Here is a 25,167-nt window from a genome sequence, read left to right on the forward strand (position 1 = left end):
GATCCGCGCGCGGGGCGGAGGCTCGCCCGCGACCGGAACGGCAGGGAGGACACAATGGACGAGAAGGCCGCGCATGAGACGCTGCGCGCCCGGGGCCGCACCGAGATGCGGGAGATCCTCGGCGCGCCCTATACCGAGGCGCGCGACGCCTCGACCACGCCCTTCAACGCCGCGATCCGGGCGCTCTCCGAGGAGATGGCCTATGCCACGCTCTGGACCCGTCCGGCGCTCGACCGCAAACAGCGCAGCCTGATCACGCTGGCCATGCTCTGCGCGCTGAACCATCCGCACGAGCTGCGCATCCACCTGATCGCGGCGCTGAACAATGGCTGCACCGCAGAGGAGATCAGCGAGCTCTTCACCCATGCCGTCGCCTATTGCGGCTTCCCGGCCGCAATCGACGCGCTGCGCATCGCCGAAGCGGTGCTGAAGGAACGCGGCGCGCTGTAGTGCCGCAAAGGAACGTCCCGCAATGACCACCGCCGACGCCTGGGATGGGCTGCGCGCCCTGTTCGACATCCCATCGGGCATCACCTATCTCGACGCCGCCTTCATGACGCCGATTCCCCGCCCGGTGCGGGAGGCCGGTGAGATCGGGGTTGCGACCAAGGCGGCGCCCTGGCTCGCCTCCCGCGCCACCTTCTATGAGGATGTCGAGCGGCTGCGGGACGCCGCGGCGGCGCTGATCGGCGCCTCGGCCGAGGATATCGCGATCACCGCGGCGACCAGCTACGGCATCGCGACCGCTGCGCAGAACCTGCCACTCACCGCCGGCGAAGCGGTGCTGACCATGGAAGGCGAGCACAATTCCCAGGTCTTCGCCTGGATGGAGCTCGCGAAGCGGAGCGGCGCCACGCATGAGGAGCTGCCGCGGCCGGAGGATGGAGACTGGACGCGGGCGCTGCTGGCGCGGATCGCGGATGGCGGCAAGCCCCGCATCGCCATCCTGGCGCTGACCGCGGTGCACTGGACGGATGGCGCGGCGCTCGACCTGGTGGCGATCGGCGAAGCGGCGCGCGGGCACGGCGCCGCGCTGGTGCTGGACGGCACCCAGTCGGTCGGCGTGCGGCCGATCGATGTCCGTGCCGTGCGGCCGGATTTCCTCGCCTTCGCGCCGTATAAATGGCTGCTCGGCCCCTATGGAATCGGGCTGCTCTATGCCGCGCCGCACCGGCAGGCGGGACGGCCTCTGGAGGAGCATACCTTCAGCCGCGTCGGCGCCGACACGCTGACCAACCACTACGGGCGGGAGCGGCGCTTCATGCCGGGCGCCCGGCGCTACGACATGGGGCAGCGCGCCAATCTGGTGACGGTGCCGATGGCGATTGCGGCGCTGCGCCTGGTCGCCGCGCTGGGGCCAGAGCGGATCGAGGCGCATCTGGCGCCGCTGTCGCGGCGCCTAGCGGAAGGCGCGGCGGCGCTCGGCTTCGCGGCGCCACGCCGGCATGCAGCGCATCTGCTGGGACTGCTGATGCCGGGCGTCGACGGCGGCACGCTCGTCGCCCCACTGCGCGAGCGCGGCGTCTTCGTCAGCGCGCGGGAAGGCGCGCTGCGCATCGGCATCCACGTCTACAACGACATGGCGGATATCGAGCGCGCGCTGGCCGCGCTCGGCGCCGTCAGCCGTCCTTCGCGTTGATCGGGGGCTTGATGCCGACCACGCCGGTATATTTGGCGTACCTGTCCCGATAGCCGCTCTCCGTGAGGAACCAGCTCAGGAATGCCTTGAGCTTGGTGTGATCGGCGACTGCGAAGTGCCCGTAGTTCGGATCGAAGAAGTGCATGCGGTTGTCGCGCCCGTGCCGCATGGCCACGGCGTGCGCCCCGCCATCCCTCGCCAGGGTGATGCCGTAGCAGCCATAGGCCTTGGTCACGATCGAGTAGATGAAGTCGGCACTGGGCTTGGTTTCGCGCTTGGCTCGGAGACCGTCCGAGAGGCGGAGCTGCTCCGGCCGGCCGGCCGTGTCCCAGAAATCCGTCCAGTCCGGCTCGCCCTCGATTTTCGCGATATTCTGATACAGCACGGCCCTGAAGGGCGGCCATTCGCAGACATCACCGTCGACCGGGAAGGCCTTGCCCTCATATTGCATTGCGATCCAGGTGACCGAGAGGCCGATGCAGAAGCCACCCTCGGTGAGTTGCTTGATGATCGGCAGCTTCTTCATTGGAAGCTGGCCTTGATCCATCGCGAAGACCAACTGGCCACGATTCTTGGCCGTCGTCTGTACCGAGTCCCAATCCATGCCACGTCTCCCGGCCGCCTTCATGGCGATACCGAGACAATCTGGCCTATGTACGGAATTGAATCGATCTCGAAGCGAGCATCGCCGCTGATCGTGATCCGCCTGGCCTCAGCGCCTGTCTCGAAATGGCGCCCCGTGACCATTTCGAGACAGGCTGTCAGTTCTCGCGGATGCGGCCGGCACGCACGAGGTCACCGATCTTCGCCCCGTCTTCAGCCAGCAGACGCCGTAGCGGCTCCGGCCCCTGCATCGTCTCGGGCGGCGGCGTAACCGCCAGGTCGTGGAAGCGGGAGAGCAGGGCGCGCCCATGCAGCGCCCGGCCCATCGCCGCGGCATAGGTGGCGACGGCGACATCCGAGGCCGCTGCCGGCGCCATCAAGGCGTACCAGACGATGCCGGGATAGTCGGCGATGCCGGTCTCCGTGAAGGTCGGCACGCCCGGCAGCTCCCGCACCCGGTCCCGGCCACCCACCGCCAGCGGCACGGCGTGGCCGCCGGCTGCGGCGGCGATGATCCCCGGCGCCAGCTCCATCGCAAGGTCGATGGTCCCGGCGGCGAGGTCCGTCATGCTTTGGCCGCCGCCGCGATAGGGAACCAGCGTCACCCGCAGGTCAGCGGCCTCGATCAGCGCGGCGGCGGCCAGATGCGTCGCGGCGCCGACGCCGGAAACGCCGAGCGTCAGCCGCGCGGGCCGCGCCCTGGCGCGCTCCATGAACTCCGCCATGCTCCTGATGCCGCTGGCGCGGCTGGCGGCGAGTGCCGCGGGCACCTCGCCGAAGATACCGACCGGCCGCAGGTCGCGCTGCGCATCGAAGCCGGGGCCGGGCAGCAGCAGCGGGGCTGCCAGCAGGATGCCCTGATTGCCGACCAGCAGGGTGCCGCCATCGACCGGTGCGCGGACCGTGCGTTGCATGCCCAGAAGCCCGCCGGCGCCGCCGACATTCTCGACGACGATGGTTCGGCCGAGCGCTTCGGCCATGGTCTGGGCGATCAGGCGGCCAAGGATGTCCGTGGTGCCGCCCGGCACCGTCGGGACGATGATGGACAGCGTGCGGTCCGGCAGATCAGCGCGGGCCGCACGCCACGGGATGGCGGAGCAGACCGCGCCGGCGCCGGCGAGCAGCATGCGACGGTGCATCGGATGTTTCCTCCTGCTGCACATGAGTCTTCTTGCGGGCGCTACGCTTTTCTACAGGCGCGGCGCGTTCGGTCCGGCGGGCTCCGCCGCTTTCATCATCGCGAGCCGCTGGCGGAAGCTGGCTTCCCATCCACCGACCTCGATGATGGTCTGCAACCCCGGCGGCAGTGGCGGCCAGCGGCGCTCGGTGCCGCGCGTCAGGTTGCGGAACAGGCCGGTACGGAAATCGATCTCCAGCGCGTCCCCGGTCGCCGCTTCGCCGATGGCGCCCTCCGCCCGCGGCAGCATGCGGAGCCCGGCACTAACAGCATTGCGGAAGCTGCCGCCGGGCACCGATTCCGCAACCAGCCCGAGCCCGGCGCCGCGCAGCCCCAGCAAGCCCTGGATGTGGGGATTGCCCTGCGCGAAGCGGCGGCCCGCGACGATGATGTCGCCGGGACGGAACCTCGCGGCGAGCCCGGAATCGAGCTGGGCGAAGAGGTGATGGCGCAGCACCTCCGGGTCCGTCTCCCGGCGGAGCGCGAACTCGAGCGGCATCAGATCGCCATCCACCGCCACGTCATGCCCGAAGACCCAGGCGCTGCCGCGCAGAACCCAGTTGAACGCGGTCATGCTGGCCATCCCAGCGCCTGGCGGGGGTCGCAGATCTCCCCGGCGATGGCCGATGCCGCGACGGTCAGCGGCCCGGCCAGGTAGAGCGCCGCATCGGGATGGCCGAGGCGGCCCGGGTCGTTGCGCGTGCCCGTCCCGATCGAGACCTCGCCACGCCCGACGCCGCCGATCCGCCCGCCGGCGCAGATCCCGCAGCCGGGCGCGGTGACGATGGCGCCCGCTCCCGCGAAGACCTCCAGCAGCCCCTCGCGCGCCGCCGCGGCCTGCACCGCCTGGGTCACCGGCGTGACGAAGAGGCGCACATGCGGCGCGACGCGGCGGCCGCGGAGCAGTCCGGCGGCTAGGCGCAGATCGTCCAGGAAGCCCGAGGCGCAGGAGCCGATATAGGCATGGTCGATCCGTTGGCCGGCGACTTCGCCGACCGGCACGGCGCATTCCGGCCGCGGAGGCACGGCGACCTGCGGCTCGACCGCGGAGAGGTCGAGGTCGAGCCGGGCGCGGAAGCCGGCATCCGCATCCGAGCGTGCCGCTTCCACGCCCGGCCGGTAGCGCCCGCGGAGATAGGCCTCCGTGACCGCGTCTGGCTCCGCCAGGGCCGAGCGCGCGCCCAGTTCGACGGGCGTGTTCATCAGCGTCATGCGACTGTCGATGCCGAGCGTCGCCATGGCCGGCCCGGCGAATTCGACGACGGCGTCGTCCAGCACCTGCGGATCGGCTTCGGCGATGAAGCGCTGCGCCGCGTCGCGCACCGTGACCCCGGGGGCCAGGCTGCCGCGGACCGTGACGCGGACGGTCTCCGGCACCTCGGTCCAGACGCTGCCGCAGGCCAGCAACTCCGTCACCTCGTTCAGCACATAGAGGCCAAGCGCGCCGACCGCGCCGAAATTGGTCAGGTGGATGTCGTAGCCCATGGCCAGCATGCCCGGCCCCAGGATGCCACGCTCCACCGGGAAGACATGGCCAAGCCCCTCCCGCCCCACATCGTGGAACATGCCGAAGCGGAACCGGGCGGCTGCCTGCCGTGCCTGCGCCTGACGCAGCACGGCAGCAGGAGACGTGGCGACCGGTTCGTGATCGGTGCTGACCAGCACCCGCTCCGGCCGCTGCACCTCCGTCACGCCGAAGCGGTCGAGCGCCGCCGCGGCGTGCGTGACGTACCAGTCATGCAGGGTCACCAGGTCGGGGACCGGGTGGACGATGTCGCCCGCCGCGACGGCGCGGCCGCAAGCGCGCGACAGGATCTTCTCGGCAGCCGTGGGCATGGCTCCTCCCGGGGCGATAGCCTGCCCTTACTGCCGCAGGGCCTGGCCCCAGTCAAGAACTAAGTTCTTGTATGAGAACTACCGCCCCGCCCAGGCTACGGCGGCGGGTCGCTCGACAGGCGCCGGAGAAGGCGGTAGCAGGCGATGTGGCCAAGTCCGCCCTGCGCGTTCTCGAGATCCTGCAATTCGTCGCCGCCCAGAATGGCAGCGCGACCCACACGGACATCGCGCGGGGGCTGCGTATCCCGAAGAGCAGCCTTACCTCGCTGCTGGCGGACCTGCAGGCCGCGGGCTACGTGACCATGGAAGCGGCGACCGGGCGCTATTCCCTGGCATCCCAGGTCCTGGTCCTGTCGCAGGCCTATCTGCGGAAGCTCAACATCGTCCGGGCCGGCGCGCCGATCGTCGAGGCGCTGTTCCGGCGGCTGGGCGAGTTCGTGGCCCTGGCCGTCCCGAAAGGCGACGAACACATCGTCGTCGCCGCGGAGGCGCCGAGCGGCCCCCTGGCACATTCGCTGCAGATCGGCGAACGCGGCCCGATGCATTGCACCGCGACCGGAAAGGCGATCCTGGCCTTCCTCCCGGAGCAGGAGGCCGAGGATTGGCTGACCCGGATGCCGCGCCCCAAGGCCACGCCGCATACCCGCGTCACCGTGCCGGAGATCATGGAGGATCTGCGCCAGGTCCGTGCCAGCGGCATCGGCCTGGTCCGGGAGGAGGCGATCCTCGGCATCACCGCCATCGCGGCCCCGGTCTTCAACATCGCCGGCCGGCCGATCGCAGCGCTCTCGGCCGCCGGCGCCAGCGCCCGCTTCACCTCCCGGCGGGAGGCCGAGGTCGCGCAGGCCGTGCGTGAGGCCGCCGCAGCGCTATCCACCGAGCTCGGCTGGCGGCCGCTCGGTTGAGCGGGAGCCGCGGCCACGGCGCTTCAGCGGAACCCCTGCAGGTCCCGGAAATCCGCGCCAGCCTCGATCTCCAGATCCAGCGCCGCCTCCTTGGCGGCCTGTCGTTCAGCGAGCGGCAGCAGGCCCGCGGCATCCTCCGCGGGAATGACGACCACGCCGTCCTCATCCGCAGAGACCAGATCGCCGGGACGGATCACGGCGCCACCCACCGAAACCGGCTCCCCGAACCAACCGGGATGATTCTTGACCGCGCCGCGGACCGCGGCGCCGGCTGCGAAGACCGGCCAGCCGAGCGCGCGGATCTCGACCGTGTCGCGGACCGCCCCATCCGTCAGGACGCCCGCGACACCGCGACGCATCGCCGCCCTGGTCGAGCTTCCGCCCCAGACCGTGCTGCGGTGCGTCCCGCCGGCCGCGATCACGATCACGGATCCGGCCGGCGCGATGGCGGCCGCGACCAGCGCAGCACGGCTGTCCCCGATATGGCAGCGCACCGTGAAGGCGGGGCCGAACAGGCGGGCGGCGCCGACGGCGCGCAAGGCGGGCTCGAGATCCCCGCGCTTGCCCATGGCCTCGTAGAGCGTCGCGGCCGCGAAGCGGCTGAGCGGGTGGGCCGGGATGGTCTCCATTCGGGCATTCCCTTTTGTTCTCGAATGAGAATTTAGTTCATAAATTCTGCAAAGGCGAGCTTGCCCGGCCCCGGCCGAAGCCGCCGCCCCCTATACCCGCTTCGCCGAGAACAACAGCGCCAGACCGATCAGCGTCACCAGCCCGCCCAGGATGTCGCCGGGCAGCAGTCGCTCCGACAGTAGTGCCCAGCCGAGCAGGGCGGCGACGGGCGGTGAAAGGAGCTGCAGCGCGGCGGCGGTCGAGGGCGGCAGGCGCTTCATCAGGGTGAAGAAGAGCGCATAGCCGGCGAGGCCGACCACGAGGATCGACCAGGCCATCCCCGCAGCCGCCGTCAGGCTGATGGCGGCTGGCGCCGGCCCCTCCACGAGCCAGGCCACCGGCAGCAGCACAAGCCCGGCGGTCATGCTTTGCCCAAGGGTCGAGGTCCAGGCGTCGACGCGGCCGCGCACCTGGGCATAGGCCAGGATGCCGATCGCCTGCGACAGGGCCCCGGCGATCGAAAGCAGGATGCCGGTGGTCTCGGCCGCCGACAGCCCGCCCGCCGCGCGCCAGTAGCCCAGCAGCGCGACGCCGATCCAGCCGAGCGCCAGCCCCGCCCAGGCGCGCGGCGTCAGCCGCCGCCCGAAGAAGATCCGCTCCCCGGCCGCGACGAAGAGCGGCGCCGTCGCGGAGATCAGGGCCACAAGGCCGGAAGGCGTGGTCGCCAAGGCGAACCAGCCGCAACCCAGATAGCCGCCGGTGCCGAAGGCGCCCATCAGCGCCAGCCGCCCGGCATCGCCCCGCCGCGGCAGCCGGATGCGCCCGCGCAGCCCGAGGATGATGGCGGCGACCAGCGGCGCGGTGAGCAGGAAGCGGATCGCCAGCGCCCAAAGCGCCGGCCATTCCAGGACGACGAAGCGGGCCGAGGTGAAGGCCGAGGACCAGATGAGGACGAAGAGACCGGCGAGGGCGATATTGCCGGGGCTCACGCCCCGCGCCGCACCAGCGCGGCCTCCAGCGTGTTCTCGAGCAGGCAGGCGATGGTCATGGGCCCGACGCCGCCCGGCACCGGGGTAATGGCGCCAGCATGGCCGGCAGCCTCGGCGAAGGCCACGTCGCCGGTCAGCTTGCCGTCCGTGCCGCGATTGATGCCGACGTCGATGACGGTGGCGCCCGGCGCGACCCAGTCGCCACGCACCAGCCCGGCGCGGCCGACGGCGGCGATGACGATGTCGGCGCGGCGGCATTCGGCGGCCAGGTCCCGGCTGCGCGAATGCGCCATGGTGACCGTGGCATCCGCCGCCAGCAGCAGCGCCCCCATCGGCCGGCCGACCAGCACCGACCGGCCCAGCACGATCGCCCGGGCGCCGGACACCGGCACCCCCGCCTCGGCCAGCAGATGCATGACGCCCTTGGGCGTGCAGGGTGTCAGCCCAGGCTTGCCGGCGGCCAGCAGCCCGGCATTGATCGGGTGCAGCCCGTCCACATCCTTGGCCGGATCCAGCGCGAGGATCGCACGCTCGGGGTGGATCTGCACGGGCAGCGGCAGTTGCAGCAGGATGCCGTCGACCGCCGGATCGGCGTTCAGCCCGGCGATCACACCTAGCAGTTCGGCTTCCGAAGTCGCTTCCGGCAACACGATGGTGGCGCTGTCGAAGCCCACTTCCCTGGCCGCGCGATCCTTGTTGCGGACATAGACGACGCTGGCCGGATCCTCGCCCACGCGCACTACGCGGAGGCCGGGGCGGAAGCCCAGCATGGCGACGCGCGCGGCGAGCCCCGTGCGCAGCCGGGCGGCGATCGCCTTGCCGTCGATGATCCGAGCAGTCATGCAAGGCCCTCCAGTCGGGCAATCAAAGCGGGCGCGTCGCCCGCGACGTGCAACAGCTTCTCGCGCGCCGCGGCCCCCTGGCGCAGCGCGACGGCTGAAGCCGGCACGCCGAGCGCGCGGGCGATCGCGGCGCAGACCGCGTCATTGGCGCGGCCATCCTCGGCCGCCTCGGTCACCGCCACGCGCAGCCGGGCGCCGTCAACGGCAGGTGCGAGACCACCCACCGCCGCGCGGCGCGCGCGAGGCTGCGCCTTGACGCGCAGCGTCACGCCATCCGTGTCCGGTCGCCAAGCTCCGCGCCCTTCGGCGCTCCGGTCATCGAGCGCGCTCAAACACCCACGCCGCTGCGCAGGATGGCGACATAGACCTCCTGCAGCAGGATGCGCAGCGCCTGCAGCAACAGGATGAGGATCACGGGCGAGATGTCGATGCCGCCGAGATTGGGCAGGAAGCGTCGGATCGGCCGCAGCGCGGGCTCGGTGATCCGGTAGAAGAAGTCGGCGATGGTCCAGACCAGCCGGTTGCGGGTGTCGAGGATGTTGAAGGCGATCAACAGCGACAGGACGGCCGAGATGATCAGCGCCCAGACATAGAGCGAGATCGCGGTATCCAAGAGCCAGAACAGAGCGCGCATCGGTCATCCCTTGCCGGTCGCGCCGGAAGCTAGAGCAGATCCCGTCCGGGTGGAATCACCCGGGCGGGTGAAGATGCTCGCAAAAACAAATGACCAGCGTGGTTGGAGCGCAGCGGAGGCCGCGCTGGTAGCGGGCGGCGAACGGGGCAAGGCGGCTTGACTTCGCCCGGGGGCGCGGGCATACGGCGCGCCTCGCGGGACGTGGTTGTCCGGCGCCGGTTGGCGCGGGGCTGTAGCTCAGTTGGTAGAGCGCCTCGTTCGCAATGAGGAGGTCAGGGGTTCGATTCCCCTCAGCTCCACCATCGTCCCGCAGCAATTCCAAGGACATAGCGACACCCAGCCTCCGTCCGGGGATGCTGCTCATGGCGCCTCTCCGGCCCCGCCATGCCGCTGCACCCGGCGGCCTGCGCCATGCGTTCCTCTCTCCCTGGTCTCTAGGCGGCCGGCTCGACCTGGCGCAGGAATGTCCGCTCCTCGCTCAGGATGAAGCGCTGCTCCTCGGCCATCGCGAAATTCCGAGCCCCGGCCGCGTCGGCGCGCAGCCGGGCGCGATAGGCCTCGTAGTCGGCGAGGCTCGCGAAGGAGATCAGGCCGAAGGCGATGGTGTTGGTGCCCTCATGCGGCATCCAGTAGCCGAGGAGGTCGCCGCCGCAGGCCGGGATGATGCCGAGCCAGTTCTGCGCATAGCGTTCGAAGGCGTCGCGCTTGAAAGGGTCGATCTGGTAGCGGATGAAGACCGTGACAGTCATGGCGTGCCTCCCCTGGCTGCGTTGACAGCCGGAGACTGCGCCGGGACCGGCGGCGATCGCTTCGTTCGCCGCCGCAGCATCGGACGCCGGGGTTACGCCCGGCGCCTGCGGATCAGTTCGACGGCCCGATATAGTTGCCGCGACCGGTGTCGCGCGGCGGCGGGCCCGGCGGCGGACGACGCTGGCCCTCGTCCCGCCGGCGGTGCTCCTCGTGCCGCCGGCTGTCCTCATGGCGGCGCCGATCCTCGTAGCGACGGCGGTCGCGATCCTCGCGCCAGCGCCGCTCCTCCCAGCGATTGCCGCCATAATAGCCGGATGAGTAGCCCGAATACCCCGGCGCATAGCCCGGGTCGTAGTAGCCGCCACCCGGGCCGCAGCCACTGACCCCGAGCAGCAGAGCGCCCGCAGCCAGACGCCCGATCCAGCAAGACATCCACGACGAAGGCATCAACCCGGCCCTTTCTTGGTTCTGGCGATCAACGCCGCGTGACGGCGGGAGTTCCCTTCCGCACCTCACCCCAGGCCGGCGCCCTGGGCGCCGACATAGACCGAATAAAGACCCTTGCTCGCGGCCATAAAAAGGCGATTACGCCGCGCGCCGCCGAAGCAGAGATTGGCGCAGCGCTCCGGCAGATGGATGCGCAGCACCGGCTTGCCGTCCGTGTTCAGGACCAGGACACCGTCCTTGCCTTCCCCCATGCCCCAGCCGCACCAGAGATTGCCTTCCGTGTCGCAGCGGAAGCCATCGGGGGTGTCGCCGGCCTGGCATTGGTAGAAGACGCGACGATTGCCGAGCCGGGTGCCGTTCTCCGTCACGTCATAGACCAGGATCTGCCGCGGATCGGCGCCGCCATTCATGAGGAAAAGCCGGCGCTGGTCCGGCGAGAAGGCGAGGCCGTTCGGGTTGCGCACGTCGCCCGCCACCACCGCAAGCGCGCCGCTCGCGGGATCCAGCCGATAGACATTGGTCGGCAGCTCCGGATCGGATCGGGTCGTGCCCTCGTAGACGCCGTTGATGCCCCAGGGCGGATCCGTGAACCACACCGCGCCATCGGCCGCGACCACCGCGTCGTTCGGCGAGTTGAGGCGCTTGCCCTCGAAGCGCTCGGCGAGGACAGTGATGCGGCCGTCATGTTCGGTCCGCGTGACGCGCCGGGCATCATGCTCGCAGGTGATCAGCCGGCCCTCGCGGTCGCGGGTATTGCCGTTCGGGAAATTGGCATTGCGACGGAAGACATGGACGCGCCCGCTCGCCTCGTCCCAGCGCAGGATTCGGTCGTTCGGGATGTCGCTCCAGAACACCGAACGCATGTCGCCGAACCAGACCGGACCTTCCGACCAGCGCGCGCCGGTCCAGAGCTGCTCGACCTCCGCGTTGAAGAGGCGGAGCCGGGCGAAAGCGGGGTCGAGGACCTCGATCGCCGGATCGGGATAGCGCACCGTGCGGTCCCACCGCGCTTCGGCGGGCAGGGTGGCCATGGCCGTGGCGGCGCTCGCGGCGCCGAGCAAGGCGCGCCGGTTCATGATCATCGCTTCGGTTCCTCCCGTGCTGGAGCGTGATGCGCTCATCACGCCCTGGCGGCCGTCTTGCGCGGCGCCCGCGGCAGGCTAGATCAGGGACGGTCCGAAATGAACCGATCCCGACTATGCTGGGGGCGATGCACCGTCTGTCTGTCGCCCTGTTGATCGCCTTGCCGCAGGCCGGGCCGGCCCTGGCCGAGGTGCCGAGCCTTGCCCTGCCCCTCCGCCCGGCCTGCGTCTCCTCCCCTTTCGGGGCGCGGGAGGCCGGCGGCGGGCCGCGTGCCTCCCGCGTCCATAACGGCATCGACCTGCCCGCCGCCGCCGGCACCTGGGTACAGGCGGCAGCCGCCGGGCAGGTGAGCTTCATCCGCCGCCTCGGCGCCGCGGGGCTGGAGGTCGAGATTCGGCACGCGGGCGGCGTCGCCACCCGCTACGCCCATCTCGGCACCGTCGCGCCGGCGCTGGCCTCCGGCCGGCGGGTGGTGGCGCAGGGGGAGCGGATCGGCCGCATCGGACGCACCGGCGTCACCTACGGCACGCATCTGCACTTCGAGCTGCTGATCGACGGCGTCCGGCAGGATGCCGCGCCCCATCTCGGCGTTACGCCCTGCCGAGGCTGATCATCGTCTGCCGAACAGATTCACGCCTTCGGGGCTACCACCGCCGGTACAACACCATGCCCGCGTGATGCAGCACATCCTCGCTGACGAAATCACCATCGGCGGTGAAGCCGGTGTCGTCCCAGTAGTCGATGTGCCGGCCGGTGATGACGTAGCGGCCGCAATAGGCGCGCTCCTGCCGGTCACGCGCCTCCACATAGCGGCCATCCGGCAACAGTTCGTGCCGGATCCGGCCGTCGGCGGTGACCCAGAGGCCGATGAAGCTTTCCTCTTCTTCGGGCTCCGGCCGCGGCAGGGCGGCGACGGCCACTGCCGCCGCCATTCTCTCCAGAAGCTTCTGCGGGGTCATGGCTCTCCCTCCTGCGGTGCCGCGATCAATAGGGGCTCGCGGTCGGGCGCACGATGATCTCGCTGACATCGACATCGGCCGGCTGCTCGACGGCATAGGCGACGGCGCGGGCGATCGCGTCCGGCGTCATCGCGACCCGGCGGAACTCCGCTATGCCCTTGGCCGTCTCGGCGTCGGTGATGGTGCTGGCCAGTTCCGATTCCACGACGCCCGGGCAGATGGTGGTGACACGCACCTTCGTCGTCTCCTGCCGCAGCCCGTCCGAGATCGCCCAGACCGCGAATTTCGTCGCGCAATAGACCGCAGCGGTCGGATAGACCGCGTGGCCGCCGATCGAGGAGATGTTGATCACCTGGCCGAAGCCCTGCGCTTCCATCCCCGGCAACACCGCCGCAATGCCGTGCAGCACGCCGCGGATGTTCACGTCGATCATGCGATTCCACTCATCGAGCTTCAGCGCCGTGAGCGGCGAGAGCGGCATGACGCCGGCATTGTTCACCAGCACGTCGAGCCGGCCGAATGCCGCCTTCGCGAAATCGGCGAAGGCCTGGGTGTCCTCGGCGCTGGTGACGTCGAGTGCGCGGAAGCGGGCCTCGCCGCCGGCCGCGGTGATCTCCGCGACCAGCACCTCCAGCCGCTCGGTGCGGCGGGCGCCGAGCACGACGCGGGCGCCGCGCGCGGCCAGCAGACGGGCTGTCGCTTCCCCGATGCCGCTGCTCGCGCCGGTGATGGCGATGACCTTGCCCTGGATATCCGACATGGGAGTTGTCCTTCGCTGCGACGGGTGGCGGGGCGCCGTCCCGTGATGCGCGGACAATCCTCGTTCTGGGCCTCGGAGCGGTAGACCAGGGCTCCGGAAGTCTTGCCTGATCCTCCGGACCCTGTTGTTGCGCGAGCCCCTACGAAACGCCGGGACCAAACACCTAGACGGCGACGGCGGAGAAGGGCTCGCTGCGCAGCCGGGCGATGTCACGGATCGGCGGCGCGCCGAACAGCCGGCTGTATTCGCGGCTGAACTGGGACGGGCTTTCATAGCCGACGCTGTGGCCGGCGGTTGCCGCATCCATCGCCCGGCTCAGGATCAGGCGCCGCGCCTCCTGCAGGCGGAGCTGCTTCTGGTATTGCAGCGGGCTCATCGCCGTCACCGCCTTGAAGTGCTCATGCAGGGTGGAGGCGCTCATATGCGCCGCCGCCGCCACATCCTCGATCCGGAAGGGCCGGTCGAAATTCGCGCGGATCCAGGCGATGGCACGATTGACCTGGTGCAGCCGGCTGCCTGCATGGGCGATCTGGCAGAGCCGTGCGCCCTGCTCCCCGGTCAAGAGGCGGTAGAGGATCTCCCGTTCCGCCAGCGGCGCCAGAGGCGGGATGTCGTGTGGGCTGCCGAGCAGCCGGACCAGCCGCGCCGCAGCATCCAGCAGATCCGTCGTCACCGGGCTGACCGCGAGGCTCGGGCCCGGCTCGGCATTCCCGCGGCCCAGGCCGAGTTCCAGCGCGAGCTCGCTTAGCACCGCGAGGTTGAGATCGAGGCGGATGCAGAGGTAGGGGCGTGGCGCCGTCGCTTCGATCACCTGGCCGATCACGGGGACATCGACCGAAGCCACCAGACAGCGGGCAGAGTCGTAGTGATGGATGGCATCGCCCAGGATCACCTGCTTCCGTCCCTGGGCGATGATGCAGAGCGCCGGTTTGTGCAAGCCATGCAGCGGCACCGTGGGGCGGGAGCAGCGGACCAGCGCAAGGTTCGGGATGGCGGTTTCGTGGATACCATCCTCGCCGGTGAAGCGGTCGATCAGCCCGGCCAGGATCTCCGTGGTTGACATGCTGCAGCCCTCCTGAGCGGAGGATTGTGCAATTCAAACCCCGATCTGGCCAGCCCGCGCGGCGCGATCCCGACTATTTGTCTGCCGAGCAGATTCATGCCAACGGACCGGTTGCTTGACCGGTCCGAGGCCGCGAATGCGGCCCGCCGGTAGTCCGGCGAAGCCAAGCAAACCGGAGGTTTGCGCCCGGCGTCTGAGGGGGCCTCAATCGTGTCAACGGTTGAGGCCGCTGGTATCGCGCCTCCAGGCCCTCCGGGCCCTTCGGCGATCTGCTCTACGCGAAGAAGGGATTGGCCGGCCGCCGCAGCCCGAGATTGTCGCGCAGCGTCCGGCCTTCATACTCGCGGCGGAACAGGCCGCGGCGCTGCAGCTCCGGCACCACCAGGCGGATGAAGCGCTCGAGGCCGGTCGGCACCACCGGGGCCGCGATCATGAAGCCGTCGCAGGCCTTGGCCCTGTACCAATCCTCCATGATGTCGGCGATCTGCTTCGGGTCGCCCTTGAACATGTTGCCGCCCATCTGCGGCAGGATGCGCTTGTAGGTCTCGCGCACCGTCAGCCCCTCTTCCTTCGCCATGGCGATGATCGCCTTGCCGATGCCGGTATGGCCGACATGCTCCTCCTCGAAGACCGGCATCGGGCCGTCGAGGGGGTAGCCGGTCATCTTCGTGCCGACCATCTTGGACAGGTAGTCGACGCCGACGGCAGGGGAGACGAGGTCCTCCAGCTCCTGGAACAGGGCATCGGCCTCGGCCTCCGTTTCGCCCACGAAGATCGTGACACCGGCCAGGATGCGCATGTCGTCATGGCTGCGGCCATAGGTCGCGAGCCTGCCCTTGATGTCGGCGTAGAGGCGCTGGGCGGCGGGCCTCGTGCTTTCGATCGCGAAGACGCAATCGGCATGGGCGGCGGACAGCTCCTTCCCCTGCTCCGACTGGCCGGCGGAGAAGACCACCGGATGCCCCTGCACCGGGCGCGGTGCGTTGAGCGGGCCGGCCACCTGGAAATGCTTGCCCTGGTGGCCCAGCACATGGACCTTCGATGGGTCGAGGTAGCGGCCGGACGCCTTGTCCTGCGGGAAGGCGTCATCCGCCCAACTGTCCCAGAGGCCCTTCACCACCTCGGCGAATTCCCGCGCCCGCTCGTAGCGATGCTCGCGCGCCGCATGCGCGGCATGGCTGAAGTTCAGGGCATCGCCGGGGTTGGAGGTGGTGACGAGATTCCAGCCCGCGCGCCCCTTGCTGATGTGATCGAGCGAGGCGAAGCGGCGGGCGACGGCGAAGGGCTCGTCATAGGTCGTCGTCGTCGTGGCGACGAGGCCGATATGATCAGTCGCCATCGCCAACGCGGCGAGCAGCGTCACCGGCTCGAAGACGCCGGGCCGGTCGGAGGGGCTGGTGGCGGCGAAGAGGTCGGGCTTGTCCATCTGCCGCACGCCATTGCCGTCGGCGAGGAAGAGCAGGTCGAACTTGCCGCTCTCCGCGATCCTGGCGAGACGGACGGCATTCTCGAGATTGGTGCAGGGGGCGTCCCAGGCCGCCGGATGCCGCCATTCGCCGACATGGCTGCCCTGGGCATTGGCATTGGCGGCGAGCGTCATCGGCATGGCGCGGGCTCCTGCGCTGGGCGTGATGGCTCGAGGCCTCCTCGGCCGAAAAGCCTGAATCACGCGATAGAACAAGGGGCTGGGCATGGTCCGCGAGCACAAGCCAGCGGATCATCTCCAGGATCGGATTGATCTCGGGCGGCCGGAAAGGGATGCTGTGCCGCCGCCCGAACGATGGTGGGGGGCTGGGATTTTGGCAACAGTTTTTGAAGACAATTTCTGAATGACCCACGCCCCCTACCTCCAACTCCCCCCGCAACCGATCGCCGATGCGGCCGGCTTCCCAAGCCTGCCCGACTACGTCGCCAGCCGTCTGCGCGACGCGATCCTGTCCGGCGACATCCCGGCCGAGGCCCTGCTGCGGCAGGAAGATGTCGGCCAGCGCTTCGGGGTCAGCCGCCCGCCGGTACGGGAAGCGCTGAAGCGGCTGGAGGCGGAAGGCCTCGTGGTGTCCCGCCCCCGGCGCGGCTATGTCGTAGCCCCCCTCGATCCCACGGATGTCGAGGAGATCTTCGAGATCCGGATGCTGCTGGAGGAACGGGCCGCCTATATCGCCGCGCAGCGCCGGACCGACGCGGATATCGAAGCGGCGGCAGCCGTGCTGATCGCCATGGAGGACCTGCCGGCCGGCACCGCCGAGGGCGCGGTGGCCTTCGTCCAGCACAACCGCCGCTTCCATGACTGCATCCACCGGGCCAGCGGGCGGCGCCAGATGGCCGAGGTCATGGTGTCGCTGCGCAACAAGGTGGAACGCTACATCCGCGTCGGCTCCATGATCGCCAACAGCCGCGCCCAGGTGAACCAAGAGCACCGCGCCATTTTCGAAGCCTTCCGCGACGGCGATGCGGAGCGGCTGGCGATGCTCTGCCGGCTGCATGTGCATGATGCCGGGGCGCGGTTGGTGCGGGGGCTCCGGCAGAAAGGGGCTGGCCCGGGTTAGAAATTGTCTTCAAATTAGGGTCGGGAAGAACACCACCGCGGCGAAGACGGCCCGCCAGCCGCCCGTCGCGGTCCTGGCGGCGCTCTGACCCGAACCGGAAGGCCCGCCTGCATGATCCCGACCCGACAGCCCCTTTCGCGGCGCGCCGCCTTCGCCCTGCTGGCCGCACCCGCGCTGGTCCCCGGCACCGCGCGCGCCCAGGCCTGGCCGGCCCGCCCGCTCCGCGTGATCGTGCCCTTCGCGCCGGGCGGCGCCACCGACCTGATCGCGCGGCTGGTCGCCGACAACCTCGCCGGGCCGCTCGGGCAGCAGGTGGTGGTCGAGAACCGGGCCGGCGCCTTCGGCATCATCGGCGCCGATGCGGTCGCCAAGGCGGCGCCGGACGGCCACACGCTGCTCGCCGGCAGCCCCGGGCCGATGGCGGTGAACCCCTATGTCTACCGCACCCTGCCCTATGACCCCGAGCGCGACCTGGTCGGCGTCTCCTTAGTGGCGACCATTCCCTATGTGATGGTGGTCCCGGCGACGCTGCCGGTTTCCAGTGTGCAGGAATTCGTGGCGCTCGCGCGCGCACGCCCCGGCAGCATGAACTTCGCCACCTCCGGCATGGCGTCGCGGCTGACGGTCGAGATGTTCCGCGCACTCGCCGGTGGGCTGGAGCTCGAGATGGTGCAGTATCGCGGCGGCGCGCCGGCGCGCACCGATCTGCTGGCCGGCCGCATCCAGCTCGTCATCGAGCAGGCGCCATCCTTCCTCGAGGATTTCCGCAGCGGACGACTGCGCGCGCTGGCGGTCGGCACCACGCGCCGCTTCGCCCTGCTGCCGGACGTACCGACCATGCAGGAGGCGGGGGTGCCGGGCTACGAGGCGAGCGCCTGGCTCGGCTATGCGGCGCCGGCGGGCACGCCGATGGAGGTCCGCCGCCGCCTCGCGACCGAGATCGACCGCATCCTGGCCATGCCGGCGATCCGCGAGCGCCTGCTGTCCTGGGGCGCGGAGCCGGTCGGCGGCACGCCGGAGGACATGGACCGCATGCTGGTCGCGGACCGCCACCGCTGGAGCGAAGCGGTGCGCCTGGCCGGGATCGAGAAGGAATAGCAGGAACGGACCGGTCCATGGATCGGTCCGAGGCCGCGAAGGATGGTGGGTCCGCATGTTGCGCATTCTCGGCAAGGCCGCCTCGATCAATGTGCGCAAGGTGCTCTGGACCTGCCGGGAAATCGGCATCGCCTATGAGCGCGAGGATTGGGGCAGCGGCTTCGCAGCGACCGATACGCCTGGCTTCCTGGCGCTGAACCCCAATGGCCTCGTGCCGGTGATCCTGGACGATGGCGGCGCCCTCTGGGAATCGAACACCATCTGCCGCTACCTGGCCGGCCGGCATGGCAGGGCGGATCTGCTGTCGCTCGAGCCGCGCGCCCGCGCCGGGGTCGAGCAATGGATGGACTGGCAGGCGACGGAGCTGAACGGGTCCTGGCGCTACGCCTTCATGGCCCTGGTGCGGCAGGATCCCGGCTTCCAGGACCCGGCGCAGATCGAAGCGGGCGCCCGCGGCTGGAACCGCACCATGGGCATCCTCGACCGCCGGCTCGCCAGGACCGGCGCCTTCGCTGCCGGGGCGGCGTTCACCCTCGCCGACGTGGTGCTCGGCCTCTCCGTCAATCGCTGGCTGATGACGCCGCTGCCCGAGCGGCCCGACTACGCGGGCGTGATGGCCTATCACGCACGGCTCTGCGCGCGTCCGGCTTTCCTGGAGCATGGGTGCAACGGCATTCCTTGACGTGCCTCGGCTGCGGGGCTTGGCTGCGCGCCAAGCAAAGTTGGACGCCGCGCCGGCGCCGGAGAGGGGGATATCGTCATGCTCCACAACCCACCGCTGCTGACCATCCACCGCGGGCATCGCCGCCCCGGCAAAGCGCTGATCGAAGCCTTCCGGGGCGCCCAGACATCGCATCTTTGCGACGCCATGGATGGGCGCGGCGCGCTCGATTACCGCATCAAGCCGCTTGATCCCGCCAATGCGGTCTTCGTGGGTCCGGCGCTGACCGCCTTCGCCTATCCCGCCGATACCGTCGGCATGTTCGGCGCGCTGGCGGAAGCCGAGCCCGGTGACGTGCTGATGGTCGGCTGCGACGGCTACACGGGCACCGCTGTCATCGGCGACCTCGCGGCCGGGATGATGAAGAACAAGGGCTGCGCGGCCTTCGTCACCGATGGGCTGGCGCGCGACAGGGCGGGCATCGTCGCGGCACGGCTGCCGGTCTTCGCCGCCGGCATCAGCCCGAATTCGCCGGCCCGCAACGGCCCCGGCACCGTCGGCGAAGCGGTCGCCATCGGCGGGCTCCGGGTGGAGCCCGGCGACATCGTGGTGGGCGACGCCGATGCCGTGGTGGTGGTGCCACTGGCGCGCGCGGACGCGGTGCTGCGCGCGCTGGAGGAGGTGCGGGCCAACGAGGTGAAGGCCGAGCAGCGCGTGCGTGACGGCGCCACCATGACCCCGGCGATGGAACCGATCCTGGCGGCGGCACGCATCATCCAACACTAGAGCATGATCCGTTCGCCTGCGCTCACGGACCATGCTCCAGGCCTTTGTTTGGTCGCGTGATTCAGACTTTTCGGCGATTCCGCCTCAAGTCATCACGCTCAAATTTCACGACGAACTATCCCCGGGAGGGACACGCCATGCATCGCAGGACATTGCTCGCCGCTGCCGCCGCATCGGTCGCCGCACCCGCCATCGCGCAGCCGGCGCGCACCGCCACGCTGCGCTTCGTGCCGCAGGCGAACCTCACCGCGCTCGACCCGATCTGGACCAGCGCCATCGTCACCCAGATGCATGGCTACTGCATCTTCGACACGCTCTACGCCGTGGATGGGGAGCAGCGGCCGCGGCCGCAGATGGCCGAAGGCCACACCACATCGGATGACGGCCGCGTCTGGCGCATCCGCCTGCGCGAGGGGCTGCGCTTCCATGACGGGGAGCCGGTGCGCGCGCGGGACTGCGTCGCCAGCCTGGAGCGCTGGTCGAAGCGCGACACCTTCGGACAGATCCTGGCCGGCGCGGTCGATGCCTGGGGCGCGCCGGACGACCGCACGCTGGAGATCCGCCTGAAGCGCCCCTTCCCGCTGTTGATCGATGCGCTGGCCAAGCCCGACGCCAACGTGCCCTTCATCATGCCGGAGCGCCTGGCGCGCACCGACGCCAATGCGCAGATCACGGAGATGGTGGGCTCCGGCCCCTATCGCTTCGTCGCCGGCGAGTACAATTCCGGCAGCCGCGCGGTCTATGAGAAGTTCGATGGCTATCGGCCCCGGCAGGAGCCGTCCGACTGGGCCTCGGGCGGCAAGGTCGCGCATTTCCCGCGCATCGAATGGCAGATCCTGCCCGATCCCGCGACCGCCGCGGCGGCGCTGCAGAATGGCGAGGTGGACTGGCTGGACCAGCCGCTCGCCGACCTGATCCCCACGCTCCGGCGCAACCGCAACATCGCGATCGAGGTGCTGAACCCGACGGGGTTGATGAGCATCATGCGCCTCAATCACCAGCAGGCGCCGTTCAACGACCTGAAGACGCGCCAGGCGGTGGCGCTCTCGGTCGAGCAGTCGGAATACATGCAGGCAACGCTCGGCACCGATCGCGACACCTGGCGTGAATGCCGCAGCCTGTTTCCCTGCGGCACGCCCTTCGGCACCGAGGACCTGTCGGAGCTGGCGCGGCCGCCGCGCAGCCTGGACCGCGCGCGGGCGGCGCTGGCCGCCTCCGGCTACAGCGGCCAGAAGGTCCTCATCATCAACCCGACGGATTTCCCGCTGATCGGCCCGCATGGCCAGGTGACCGCCGACCGGCTGCGGCGCATCGGCATGAATGTCGAGCTCGCGGACACCGACTGGGGCACCGTGGTGCAGCGCCGCGTGCGGCGGGAGCCGGTGGACCAGGGCGGCTGGAGCATCTTCCACACCTACGGCTCCTCCCTCGCCTATCTGAACCCGGCGGTCTCCACCCTGGTGAAGGGGACGGGCACTGCCGGCTGGTTCGGCTGGTACCAGAGCGAGGCGATGAACGCGCTGGTCGCGCAGTGGCTGGAGGCGCCGGACGCGGCACGGCAGAAGGCGCTCGCCGACGACATCAACCGGCTGGCGCAGGATGACGTGGCGACGGTGCCGCTCGGCCAGTTCACCATCCGCACCGCCTATCGCCGCAGCATCACCGGCCTGGCGAAGGGCAGCATGCCTTATCCCTGGAGTGTGAGGCCGGCTGGATAAGGCTCGCCCCTGCGCCGGCAGGCTTTACGGCCGGCGCTGGTCCGGGATCTCGACCGCCTGGGCGGTGTAGCCGCGCAGCAGGGTGCTGCCGCGCTCGATCTCGACCGTGCGCTTGACGACCAGATTGCTGGCGCGGTCGATCCAGTAGCGGATCACGAAGCTCTGGTCGTTCGGGGCCTGGGCCATCACCCGGCGCTCCAGCACCGTCGCCTGGAAATTGCCGGCCGGGGTCTCGACCCGTTCCACCACGGCCACCGTCCGCCACATGGTCGGGAAGGCATAGCGGATGCCGCTGCCTTCGGAGGTGACGGTCGCCTCGTAGCGGGACTGGGCGGAGGCGGCGGCGGGGAAGAAGCCGTTCAGGCCCTCCGCATGGCCACGGCCTTCCAGGCCCCGCTCCTCGATCATGCCCCAGACCAGGCGGTGCTCCTGCTCCTGGGCGTCCTTGGCGATGCAGGCATTGCCGTCGCGGCGGACGAAACGGTAGGTGCGGCCATCGTCATAGCGCACCAGCGCGTTGGTGGCCGGGCAGTTGAAGGCCCAGGGCGGCGGCGGCGGGGTGCAGCCGGCCAGGAAGGCGATCGGCAGGATCAGCAGCAGAAGCGCGCGCATGGCATGGTCCGTCCCCGGTTCTTTCGAGGGCGGATCATGCCGCCCGCATGGCGCTGCGCCAAGCCTGCGGTCTTTCACGGGGCGCGGCGCGGCCCTATTTTCACCGGAATGGACCACCTCCCCCCCGTGCAGTTCTTCCCCCCGAAGCGCCCGGCGCCCCCGCCGGAGCGGCGGCTCACGGTCGTCTCGCCCTTCGAGCCAAACGGCGACCAGCCGGCCGCCATCCGCGAGTTGCTGGAGGGGCTGGCGAGGTCGGAGCGCGACCAGGTGCTGCTCGGCGTCACCGGATCCGGCAAGACCTTCACCATGGCGAAGGTGATCGAGGCGGTGCAGCGCCCCACCCTGATCCTGGCACCGAACAAGACGCTGGCGGCCCAGCTCTATGGCGAGATGAAGGCCTTCTTCCCGGACAATGCGGTCGAGTATTTCGTCAGCTACTACGACTACTACCAGCCGGAAGCCTATGTGCCGCGCACCGACACCTACATAGAAAAAGATGCGCAGATCAACGAGCAGATCGACCGCATGCGGCATTCCGCGACGCAGGCGCTGCTCGAGAGGAACGACGTGATCATCGTCGCCTCCGTCTCCTGCATCTACGGCATCGGCTCGGTCGAGACCTATGGCCGCATGGTGGTGAAGCTGGAACGCGGCGGGCGGATCGAGCGCGACGCGCTGGTGAAGGGGCTGGTCGAGCAGCAATACCGCCGCAACGACGCCGCCTTCCAGCGTGGCACCTTCCGCATCCGCGGCGAGACGGTGGACATCTGGCCGAGCCATCTGGAGGACCGCGCCTGGCGCGTCTCCCTGTTCGGGGACGAGATCGACGGCATCCGCGAATTCGACCCGCTGACCGGGGAGGTGACGGCGGAGATGGACCGCGTCTCCGTCTACGCCAACAGCCACTACGTGACGCCGCGCCCGACGCTGCAGCAGGCGGTCCGCGACATCAAGATCGAGCTGAAGCAAAGGCTGGAGGAGTTGCACGCGGCCGGCCGCCTGCTGGAGGCACAGCGGCTGGAGCAGCGCACCATCTTCGATATCGAGATGATGGAGACCACCGGGTCCTGCAAAGGGATCGAGAACTATTCGCGCTATCTCACCGGCCGCAACCCGGGCGACCCGCCGCCGACGCTGTTCGAATACCTGCCGGAGAACGCGCTGCTGGTGGTCGATGAGAGCCACGTGACGGTGCCGCAGATCGGCGGCATGTATCGCGGCGACTTTGCGCGCAAGACCATCCTGAACGAGTTCGGCTTCCGGCTGCCCTCCTGCACCGATAACCGCCCCCTGAAGTTCGAGGAATGGGACGCCTACCGCCCCGAGACGGTCTTCGTCAGCGCGACCCCCGGCCCCTGGGAGATGGAGCGCACCGGCGGTGTCTTCGCCGAGCAGGTGATCCGCCCGACCGGCCTGATCGACCCGCCGACCGAGATCCGCCCGGTCGAAGGCCAGGTGGACGACCTGCTGGCACAGTGCCGCGACGTGAACGCCAAGGGCGGCCGCGTGCTGGTGACGACGCTGACCAAGCGCATGGCCGAGGACCTGACGGAGTACATGACCGAGGCCGGTATTCGCGTGCGCTACCTGCACAGCGACGTGGACACGCTGGAGCGCATCGAGATCATCCGCGACCTGCGCAAGGGTGTCTTCGACGTCCTCGTCGGCATCAACCTGCTGCGCGAGGGCCTCGACATCCCGGAATGCGCGCTGGTCGCGATCCTGGATGCCGACAAGGAAGGCTTTCTCCGCTCCACCACCTCCCTGATCCAGACCATCGGCCGCGCGGCGCGCAACGTGGAAGGCCGGGTCGTGCTCTATGCCGACCGCATGACCGACAGCATGAAGCGCGCACTCGATGAGACGGCGCGGCGGCGCGAGAAGCAGATCGCCTGGAACACGGCGCACGGGATCACGCCGACCAGCATCAAGCGCCAGATCGCCGACGTAATGCAGAGCGTCTACGAGCAGGATTACGTGACGGTCGAAGCGGTGGAGGGCGACAGCGCCGCGGAGTTCGTCGGCAAGGACCTGCGCAGCTCGATCGCCGAGCTCGAGAAGAAGATGCGCGCCGCCGCCGCCGAGTTGGAGTTCGAGACCGCGGCCCGGCTGCGCGACGAGATCAAGCGGCTGGAGGCGCTGGAGCTGGGGCTGGAGCCGCAGCTCGCCGGGCGGTCGCTCCGGGATGCGGCGCCGCGCGCCGACTGGAAGCCGAAGCCCATGGGCCCGGGCGGCGGCGGCTACGACCCGAAGAAGATGAAGGGCGGGCGCCGCAAGCGCGGCTGAGCGTCCGATGATCGGAGGGCCGAAGGCCCGGAGGTCTGAATCGGACGCGCCACTTGCAAGAGGCTCTGCGAGGCAGAGCCTGCCCAGCGGGCAGGCAGGACCGGTTCCGTCCGACCGATGGCCGATGCGGTTCTTCTTGCACGGCAGTTGCGGCCCGGTAGGCTCAGCCCTGGAATCGGGGCCATCAGGCCCCGCTGGGAGACCGACACATGCTTCGCAGGACGATGCTTGGCGCCGCCGCCGGCACCCTCGTCGCGCCCGCCCTTCTGCGGGCGCAGAGCTTCCCGAAGATCACCATCGGCATGTCCGGCTGGACCGGCTTCGCGCCGCTGACACTCGCCGAGCAGGCCGGACTGTTCCGGGCCAACGGCCTGGAGGTCGAGACCAAGTTCGTCCCGCAGCGGGAGCGCAACCTGGCGCTGGTCGGCGGCGCGCTGAACTGCGTGGTGACGACCGTCGACACCATGATCCTCTGGGCCAGCGCCGCGCCGCTGGTGCAGGTGCTGGTGCTTGACCGGTCCAAGGGCGGCGACGGCGTCGCTGTCAGGCCGAGCATCAATTCCTTCGCCGACCTCAAGGGCAAGACGGTCGCGGTCGATGGCGCCGGCACCACGCCCTATTTCGTGCTGGCCTACATGATGCGGGAGAATGGCGCCTCGATCCGTGACGTCACCACCGCGACGCTCGCGCCGCAGCCGGCGGCACAGGCCTTCGTGGCGGGCCAGTTCGACGCCTGCTCGACCTACGAGCCCTATCTCTCGCAGGTGCGCGGCATGGGTGCCGATCGCGGCAAGATCCTGGCGACCACGGTGCAGCATCCCTGCGTGGTGGATACGCTCGGCTTCCAGCCGGCCTTCATCCAGGCCAACCCGGAGGCGGTGCGCCGCGTGGTGAAATCCTGGTACGACGCCATCGCGATGATCGCGGCCGAGCCCGACCGCAGCTTCGGCATCATGGGCGCACGCGTGAACCAGACCGCGGAGGCCTTCCGCAACAGCGCCCAGTACATCGAATGGCTGGACCAGGCGAAGAACCGCGAATACGTCACCGCCGGCCTGCCGGAATTCATGCAGAAGGCGCATACCGTGCAGCGCGAGACCGGCGTGGTGCGCCAGGATGTGAACCTGGGACCGCTGCTCAACACCAGCTTCCTCGGCTGACTTC

General features: G+C 69.9%; 28 protein-coding genes and 1 tRNA gene. 12 read left to right on the top strand and 17 right to left on the bottom strand.

The window, feature by feature from the left end; all coding sequences use genetic code 11:
- Positions 1 to 54 precede the first annotated feature (54 nt).
- Both GXW71_RS25785 and GXW71_RS25790 read left to right on the top strand, forming a co-directional pair.
- Complete coding sequence (locus GXW71_RS25785) at positions 55 to 450, top strand: carboxymuconolactone decarboxylase family protein (protein ID WP_246526889.1); 396 nt, start codon at positions 55 to 57, stop codon at positions 448 to 450.
- A gap of 22 nt (positions 451 to 472) precedes the next feature.
- Positions 473 to 1,639, top strand: a complete 1,167-nt coding sequence (locus GXW71_RS25790) for an aminotransferase class V-fold PLP-dependent enzyme (RefSeq protein ID WP_211855573.1) — start codon at positions 473 to 475, stop codon at positions 1,637 to 1,639.
- On the opposite strand, the gene GXW71_RS25795 is transcribed toward GXW71_RS25790, so the two are convergent.
- The 4 genes from GXW71_RS25795 to GXW71_RS25810 all read right to left on the bottom strand — a co-directional run bounded on the left by GXW71_RS25795 (position 1,620) and on the right by GXW71_RS25810 (position 5,255).
- Entirely contained in the window at positions 1,620 to 2,243 is a 624-nt protein-coding gene (locus GXW71_RS25795) for a YopT-type cysteine protease domain-containing protein (protein WP_211855574.1), read from the bottom strand. The genes GXW71_RS25790 and GXW71_RS25795 overlap by 20 nt on opposite strands.
- 157 nt (positions 2,244 to 2,400) lie before the next feature.
- Complete coding sequence (locus GXW71_RS25800) at positions 2,401 to 3,381, bottom strand: Bug family tripartite tricarboxylate transporter substrate binding protein (RefSeq protein WP_211855575.1); 981 nt, start codon at positions 3,379 to 3,381, stop codon at positions 2,401 to 2,403.
- 51 nt (positions 3,382 to 3,432) lie between these two features.
- Positions 3,433 to 3,993, bottom strand: coding sequence for a 3-isopropylmalate dehydratase small subunit (locus GXW71_RS25805; RefSeq protein WP_211855576.1), 561 nt, complete (start codon positions 3,991 to 3,993; stop codon positions 3,433 to 3,435).
- The gene (locus tag GXW71_RS25810; protein ID WP_211855577.1) at positions 3,990 to 5,255 is read right to left on the bottom strand and encodes a 3-isopropylmalate dehydratase large subunit; all 1,266 of its coding nucleotides are present in this window, start codon (positions 5,253 to 5,255) and stop codon (positions 3,990 to 3,992) included. The genes GXW71_RS25805 and GXW71_RS25810 overlap by 4 nt, the downstream gene beginning before the upstream one ends.
- Before the next feature lie 146 nt (positions 5,256 to 5,401).
- On the opposite strand from GXW71_RS25810, the gene GXW71_RS25815 reads away from it, so the two are divergent.
- Positions 5,402 to 6,160, top strand: coding sequence for an IclR family transcriptional regulator (locus GXW71_RS25815; RefSeq protein WP_211855578.1), 759 nt, complete (start codon positions 5,402 to 5,404; stop codon positions 6,158 to 6,160).
- 23 nt (positions 6,161 to 6,183) lie between these two features.
- On the opposite strand, the gene GXW71_RS25820 is transcribed toward GXW71_RS25815, so the two are convergent.
- The 5 genes from GXW71_RS25820 to GXW71_RS25840 all read right to left on the bottom strand — a co-directional run bounded on the left by GXW71_RS25820 (position 6,184) and on the right by GXW71_RS25840 (position 9,234).
- A complete protein-coding gene (locus tag GXW71_RS25820; RefSeq protein WP_211855579.1) occupies positions 6,184 to 6,789 on the bottom strand; it encodes an RraA family protein in 606 nt (201 codons plus the stop codon).
- A gap of 90 nt (positions 6,790 to 6,879) precedes the next feature.
- Entirely contained in the window at positions 6,880 to 7,758 is an 879-nt protein-coding gene (locus tag GXW71_RS25825) for a DMT family transporter (RefSeq protein ID WP_211855580.1), read from the bottom strand.
- On the bottom strand, positions 7,755 to 8,600 hold the full coding sequence (locus GXW71_RS25830) for a bifunctional 5,10-methylenetetrahydrofolate dehydrogenase/5,10-methenyltetrahydrofolate cyclohydrolase (protein ID WP_211855581.1): 846 nt from the start codon (positions 8,598 to 8,600) through the stop codon (positions 7,755 to 7,757). Before GXW71_RS25830 ends, GXW71_RS25825 begins: the two co-directional genes overlap by 4 nt.
- Complete coding sequence (locus tag GXW71_RS25835) at positions 8,597 to 8,869, bottom strand: DUF167 domain-containing protein (protein ID WP_367617373.1); 273 nt, start codon at positions 8,867 to 8,869, stop codon at positions 8,597 to 8,599. Before GXW71_RS25835 ends, GXW71_RS25830 begins: the two co-directional genes overlap by 4 nt.
- Positions 8,870 to 8,928: 59 nt before the next feature.
- Positions 8,929 to 9,234, bottom strand: coding sequence for a YggT family protein (locus GXW71_RS25840; protein WP_211855583.1), 306 nt, complete (start codon positions 9,232 to 9,234; stop codon positions 8,929 to 8,931).
- Positions 9,235 to 9,460: 226 nt separating this feature from the next.
- On the opposite strand from GXW71_RS25840, the gene GXW71_RS25845 reads away from it, so the two are divergent.
- A tRNA-Ala gene (locus GXW71_RS25845) sits at positions 9,461 to 9,536 on the top strand.
- A 132-nt stretch (positions 9,537 to 9,668) separates the two neighbouring features.
- Here GXW71_RS25845 and GXW71_RS25850 read toward each other — a convergent pair.
- The 3 genes from GXW71_RS25850 to GXW71_RS25860 all read right to left on the bottom strand — a co-directional run bounded on the left by GXW71_RS25850 (position 9,669) and on the right by GXW71_RS25860 (position 11,462).
- Positions 9,669 to 9,983, bottom strand: coding sequence for an NIPSNAP family protein (locus tag GXW71_RS25850; RefSeq protein WP_211855584.1), 315 nt, complete (start codon positions 9,981 to 9,983; stop codon positions 9,669 to 9,671).
- A 112-nt stretch (positions 9,984 to 10,095) separates the two neighbouring features.
- Positions 10,096 to 10,416, bottom strand: a complete 321-nt coding sequence (locus GXW71_RS25855; protein ID WP_211855585.1) for a hypothetical protein — start codon at positions 10,414 to 10,416, stop codon at positions 10,096 to 10,098.
- 80 nt (positions 10,417 to 10,496) lie between these two features.
- The gene (locus GXW71_RS25860) at positions 10,497 to 11,462 is read right to left on the bottom strand and encodes an SMP-30/gluconolactonase/LRE family protein (protein ID WP_367617374.1); all 966 of its coding nucleotides are present in this window, start codon (positions 11,460 to 11,462) and stop codon (positions 10,497 to 10,499) included.
- Positions 11,463 to 11,641: 179 nt separating this feature from the next.
- On the opposite strand from GXW71_RS25860, the gene GXW71_RS25865 reads away from it, so the two are divergent.
- Positions 11,642 to 12,124, top strand: a complete 483-nt coding sequence (locus tag GXW71_RS25865) for a M23 family metallopeptidase (RefSeq protein ID WP_211855587.1) — start codon at positions 11,642 to 11,644, stop codon at positions 12,122 to 12,124.
- A 34-nt stretch (positions 12,125 to 12,158) separates the two neighbouring features.
- On the opposite strand, the gene GXW71_RS25870 is transcribed toward GXW71_RS25865, so the two are convergent.
- The 4 genes from GXW71_RS25870 to GXW71_RS25885 all read right to left on the bottom strand — a co-directional run bounded on the left by GXW71_RS25870 (position 12,159) and on the right by GXW71_RS25885 (position 15,902).
- On the bottom strand, positions 12,159 to 12,473 hold the full coding sequence (locus GXW71_RS25870; RefSeq protein WP_211855588.1) for an Atu4866 domain-containing protein: 315 nt from the start codon (positions 12,471 to 12,473) through the stop codon (positions 12,159 to 12,161).
- A gap of 25 nt (positions 12,474 to 12,498) precedes the next feature.
- A complete protein-coding gene (locus GXW71_RS25875) occupies positions 12,499 to 13,233 on the bottom strand; it encodes an SDR family oxidoreductase (protein ID WP_211855589.1) in 735 nt (244 codons plus the stop codon).
- 163 nt (positions 13,234 to 13,396) lie between these two features.
- Positions 13,397 to 14,296, bottom strand: coding sequence for an AraC family transcriptional regulator (locus tag GXW71_RS25880; protein WP_211855590.1), 900 nt, complete (start codon positions 14,294 to 14,296; stop codon positions 13,397 to 13,399).
- 274 nt (positions 14,297 to 14,570) lie between these two features.
- Positions 14,571 to 15,902: an LLM class flavin-dependent oxidoreductase gene (locus GXW71_RS25885; protein ID WP_211855591.1), complete on the bottom strand. Its 1,332-nt coding sequence runs from the start codon at positions 15,900 to 15,902 to the stop codon at positions 14,571 to 14,573.
- 223 nt (positions 15,903 to 16,125) lie between these two features.
- Here GXW71_RS25885 and GXW71_RS25890 point away from each other — a divergent pair, with 223 nt between their 5' ends.
- The 5 genes from GXW71_RS25890 to GXW71_RS25910 all read left to right on the top strand — a co-directional run bounded on the left by GXW71_RS25890 (position 16,126) and on the right by GXW71_RS25910 (position 21,105).
- Complete coding sequence (locus tag GXW71_RS25890; protein ID WP_211855592.1) at positions 16,126 to 16,842, top strand: GntR family transcriptional regulator; 717 nt, start codon at positions 16,126 to 16,128, stop codon at positions 16,840 to 16,842.
- 111 nt (positions 16,843 to 16,953) lie between these two features.
- Complete coding sequence (locus tag GXW71_RS25895; RefSeq protein WP_211855593.1) at positions 16,954 to 17,940, top strand: Bug family tripartite tricarboxylate transporter substrate binding protein; 987 nt, start codon at positions 16,954 to 16,956, stop codon at positions 17,938 to 17,940.
- A 55-nt stretch (positions 17,941 to 17,995) separates the two neighbouring features.
- Positions 17,996 to 18,622, top strand: coding sequence for a glutathione S-transferase family protein (locus tag GXW71_RS25900; RefSeq protein ID WP_211855594.1), 627 nt, complete (start codon positions 17,996 to 17,998; stop codon positions 18,620 to 18,622).
- A gap of 78 nt (positions 18,623 to 18,700) precedes the next feature.
- Positions 18,701 to 19,387 (top strand): RraA family protein, encoded by a 687-nt coding sequence (locus tag GXW71_RS25905; RefSeq protein ID WP_211855595.1) that lies wholly within the window; start codon positions 18,701 to 18,703, stop codon positions 19,385 to 19,387.
- A 137-nt stretch (positions 19,388 to 19,524) separates the two neighbouring features.
- Positions 19,525 to 21,105, top strand: coding sequence for an ABC transporter substrate-binding protein (locus GXW71_RS25910; protein ID WP_211855596.1), 1,581 nt, complete (start codon positions 19,525 to 19,527; stop codon positions 21,103 to 21,105).
- A 24-nt stretch (positions 21,106 to 21,129) separates the two neighbouring features.
- Here the strand turns inward: GXW71_RS25910 and GXW71_RS25915 are convergent, their stop codons facing one another.
- Complete coding sequence (locus GXW71_RS25915; RefSeq protein WP_211855597.1) at positions 21,130 to 21,717, bottom strand: hypothetical protein; 588 nt, start codon at positions 21,715 to 21,717, stop codon at positions 21,130 to 21,132.
- 108 nt (positions 21,718 to 21,825) lie between these two features.
- On the opposite strand from GXW71_RS25915, the gene uvrB reads away from it, so the two are divergent.
- Both uvrB and GXW71_RS25925 read left to right on the top strand, forming a co-directional pair.
- Complete coding sequence (gene uvrB, locus GXW71_RS25920) at positions 21,826 to 24,003, top strand: excinuclease ABC subunit UvrB (protein WP_211855598.1); 2,178 nt, start codon at positions 21,826 to 21,828, stop codon at positions 24,001 to 24,003.
- 209 nt (positions 24,004 to 24,212) lie between these two features.
- Positions 24,213 to 25,163 carry an ABC transporter substrate-binding protein gene (locus GXW71_RS25925; RefSeq protein WP_211855599.1) on the top strand — a complete coding sequence of 317 codons (951 nt, stop codon included), beginning with the start codon at positions 24,213 to 24,215 and terminating at the stop codon, positions 25,161 to 25,163.
- Positions 25,164 to 25,167 lie beyond the last annotated feature (4 nt).

This window comes from Plastoroseomonas hellenica, assembly GCF_018129085.1.
GTDB classification, from domain to species: Bacteria; Pseudomonadota; Alphaproteobacteria; order Acetobacterales; family Acetobacteraceae; genus Plastoroseomonas; species Plastoroseomonas hellenica.

Excerpts from the sequence above, each read along its gene's own strand:
- GXW71_RS25785 (WP_246526889.1), top strand. The coding sequence starts at position 55 with ATGGACGAGAAGGCCGCGCATGAGACGCTGCGCGCCCGGGGCCGCACC.
- GXW71_RS25790 (WP_211855573.1), top strand. The coding sequence starts at position 473 with ATGACCACCGCCGACGCCTGGGATGGGCTGCGCGCCCTGTTCGACATC.
- GXW71_RS25795 (WP_211855574.1), bottom strand. The coding sequence starts at position 2,243 with ATGGATTGGGACTCGGTACAGACGACGGCCAAGAATCGTGGCCAGTTG.
- GXW71_RS25800 (WP_211855575.1), bottom strand. The coding sequence starts at position 3,381 with ATGCACCGTCGCATGCTGCTCGCCGGCGCCGGCGCGGTCTGCTCCGCC.
- GXW71_RS25805 (WP_211855576.1), bottom strand. The coding sequence starts at position 3,993 with ATGACCGCGTTCAACTGGGTTCTGCGCGGCAGCGCCTGGGTCTTCGGG.
- GXW71_RS25810 (WP_211855577.1), bottom strand. The coding sequence starts at position 5,255 with ATGCCCACGGCTGCCGAGAAGATCCTGTCGCGCGCTTGCGGCCGCGCC.
- GXW71_RS25820 (WP_211855579.1), bottom strand. The coding sequence starts at position 6,789 with ATGGAGACCATCCCGGCCCACCCGCTCAGCCGCTTCGCGGCCGCGACG.
- GXW71_RS25830 (WP_211855581.1), bottom strand. The coding sequence starts at position 8,600 with ATGACTGCTCGGATCATCGACGGCAAGGCGATCGCCGCCCGGCTGCGC.
- GXW71_RS25840 (WP_211855583.1), bottom strand. The coding sequence starts at position 9,234 with ATGCGCGCTCTGTTCTGGCTCTTGGATACCGCGATCTCGCTCTATGTC.
- GXW71_RS25850 (WP_211855584.1), bottom strand. The coding sequence starts at position 9,983 with ATGACTGTCACGGTCTTCATCCGCTACCAGATCGACCCTTTCAAGCGC.
- GXW71_RS25855 (WP_211855585.1), bottom strand. The coding sequence starts at position 10,416 with ATGTCTTGCTGGATCGGGCGTCTGGCTGCGGGCGCTCTGCTGCTCGGG.
- GXW71_RS25860 (WP_367617374.1), bottom strand. The coding sequence starts at position 11,462 with ATGGCCACCCTGCCCGCCGAAGCGCGGTGGGACCGCACGGTGCGCTAT.
- GXW71_RS25865 (WP_211855587.1), top strand. The coding sequence starts at position 11,642 with ATGCACCGTCTGTCTGTCGCCCTGTTGATCGCCTTGCCGCAGGCCGGG.
- GXW71_RS25870 (WP_211855588.1), bottom strand. The coding sequence starts at position 12,473 with ATGACCCCGCAGAAGCTTCTGGAGAGAATGGCGGCGGCAGTGGCCGTC.
- GXW71_RS25875 (WP_211855589.1), bottom strand. The coding sequence starts at position 13,233 with ATGTCGGATATCCAGGGCAAGGTCATCGCCATCACCGGCGCGAGCAGC.
- GXW71_RS25880 (WP_211855590.1), bottom strand. The coding sequence starts at position 14,296 with ATGTCAACCACGGAGATCCTGGCCGGGCTGATCGACCGCTTCACCGGC.
- GXW71_RS25885 (WP_211855591.1), bottom strand. The coding sequence starts at position 15,902 with ATGCCGATGACGCTCGCCGCCAATGCCAATGCCCAGGGCAGCCATGTC.
- GXW71_RS25890 (WP_211855592.1), top strand. The coding sequence starts at position 16,126 with ATGACCCACGCCCCCTACCTCCAACTCCCCCCGCAACCGATCGCCGAT.
- GXW71_RS25895 (WP_211855593.1), top strand. The coding sequence starts at position 16,954 with ATGATCCCGACCCGACAGCCCCTTTCGCGGCGCGCCGCCTTCGCCCTG.
- GXW71_RS25900 (WP_211855594.1), top strand. The coding sequence starts at position 17,996 with ATGTTGCGCATTCTCGGCAAGGCCGCCTCGATCAATGTGCGCAAGGTG.
- GXW71_RS25905 (WP_211855595.1), top strand. The coding sequence starts at position 18,701 with ATGCTCCACAACCCACCGCTGCTGACCATCCACCGCGGGCATCGCCGC.
- GXW71_RS25910 (WP_211855596.1), top strand. The coding sequence starts at position 19,525 with ATGCATCGCAGGACATTGCTCGCCGCTGCCGCCGCATCGGTCGCCGCA.
- GXW71_RS25915 (WP_211855597.1), bottom strand. The coding sequence starts at position 21,717 with ATGCGCGCGCTTCTGCTGCTGATCCTGCCGATCGCCTTCCTGGCCGGC.
- uvrB (WP_211855598.1), top strand. The coding sequence starts at position 21,826 with ATGGACCACCTCCCCCCCGTGCAGTTCTTCCCCCCGAAGCGCCCGGCG.
- GXW71_RS25925 (WP_211855599.1), top strand. The coding sequence starts at position 24,213 with ATGCTTCGCAGGACGATGCTTGGCGCCGCCGCCGGCACCCTCGTCGCG.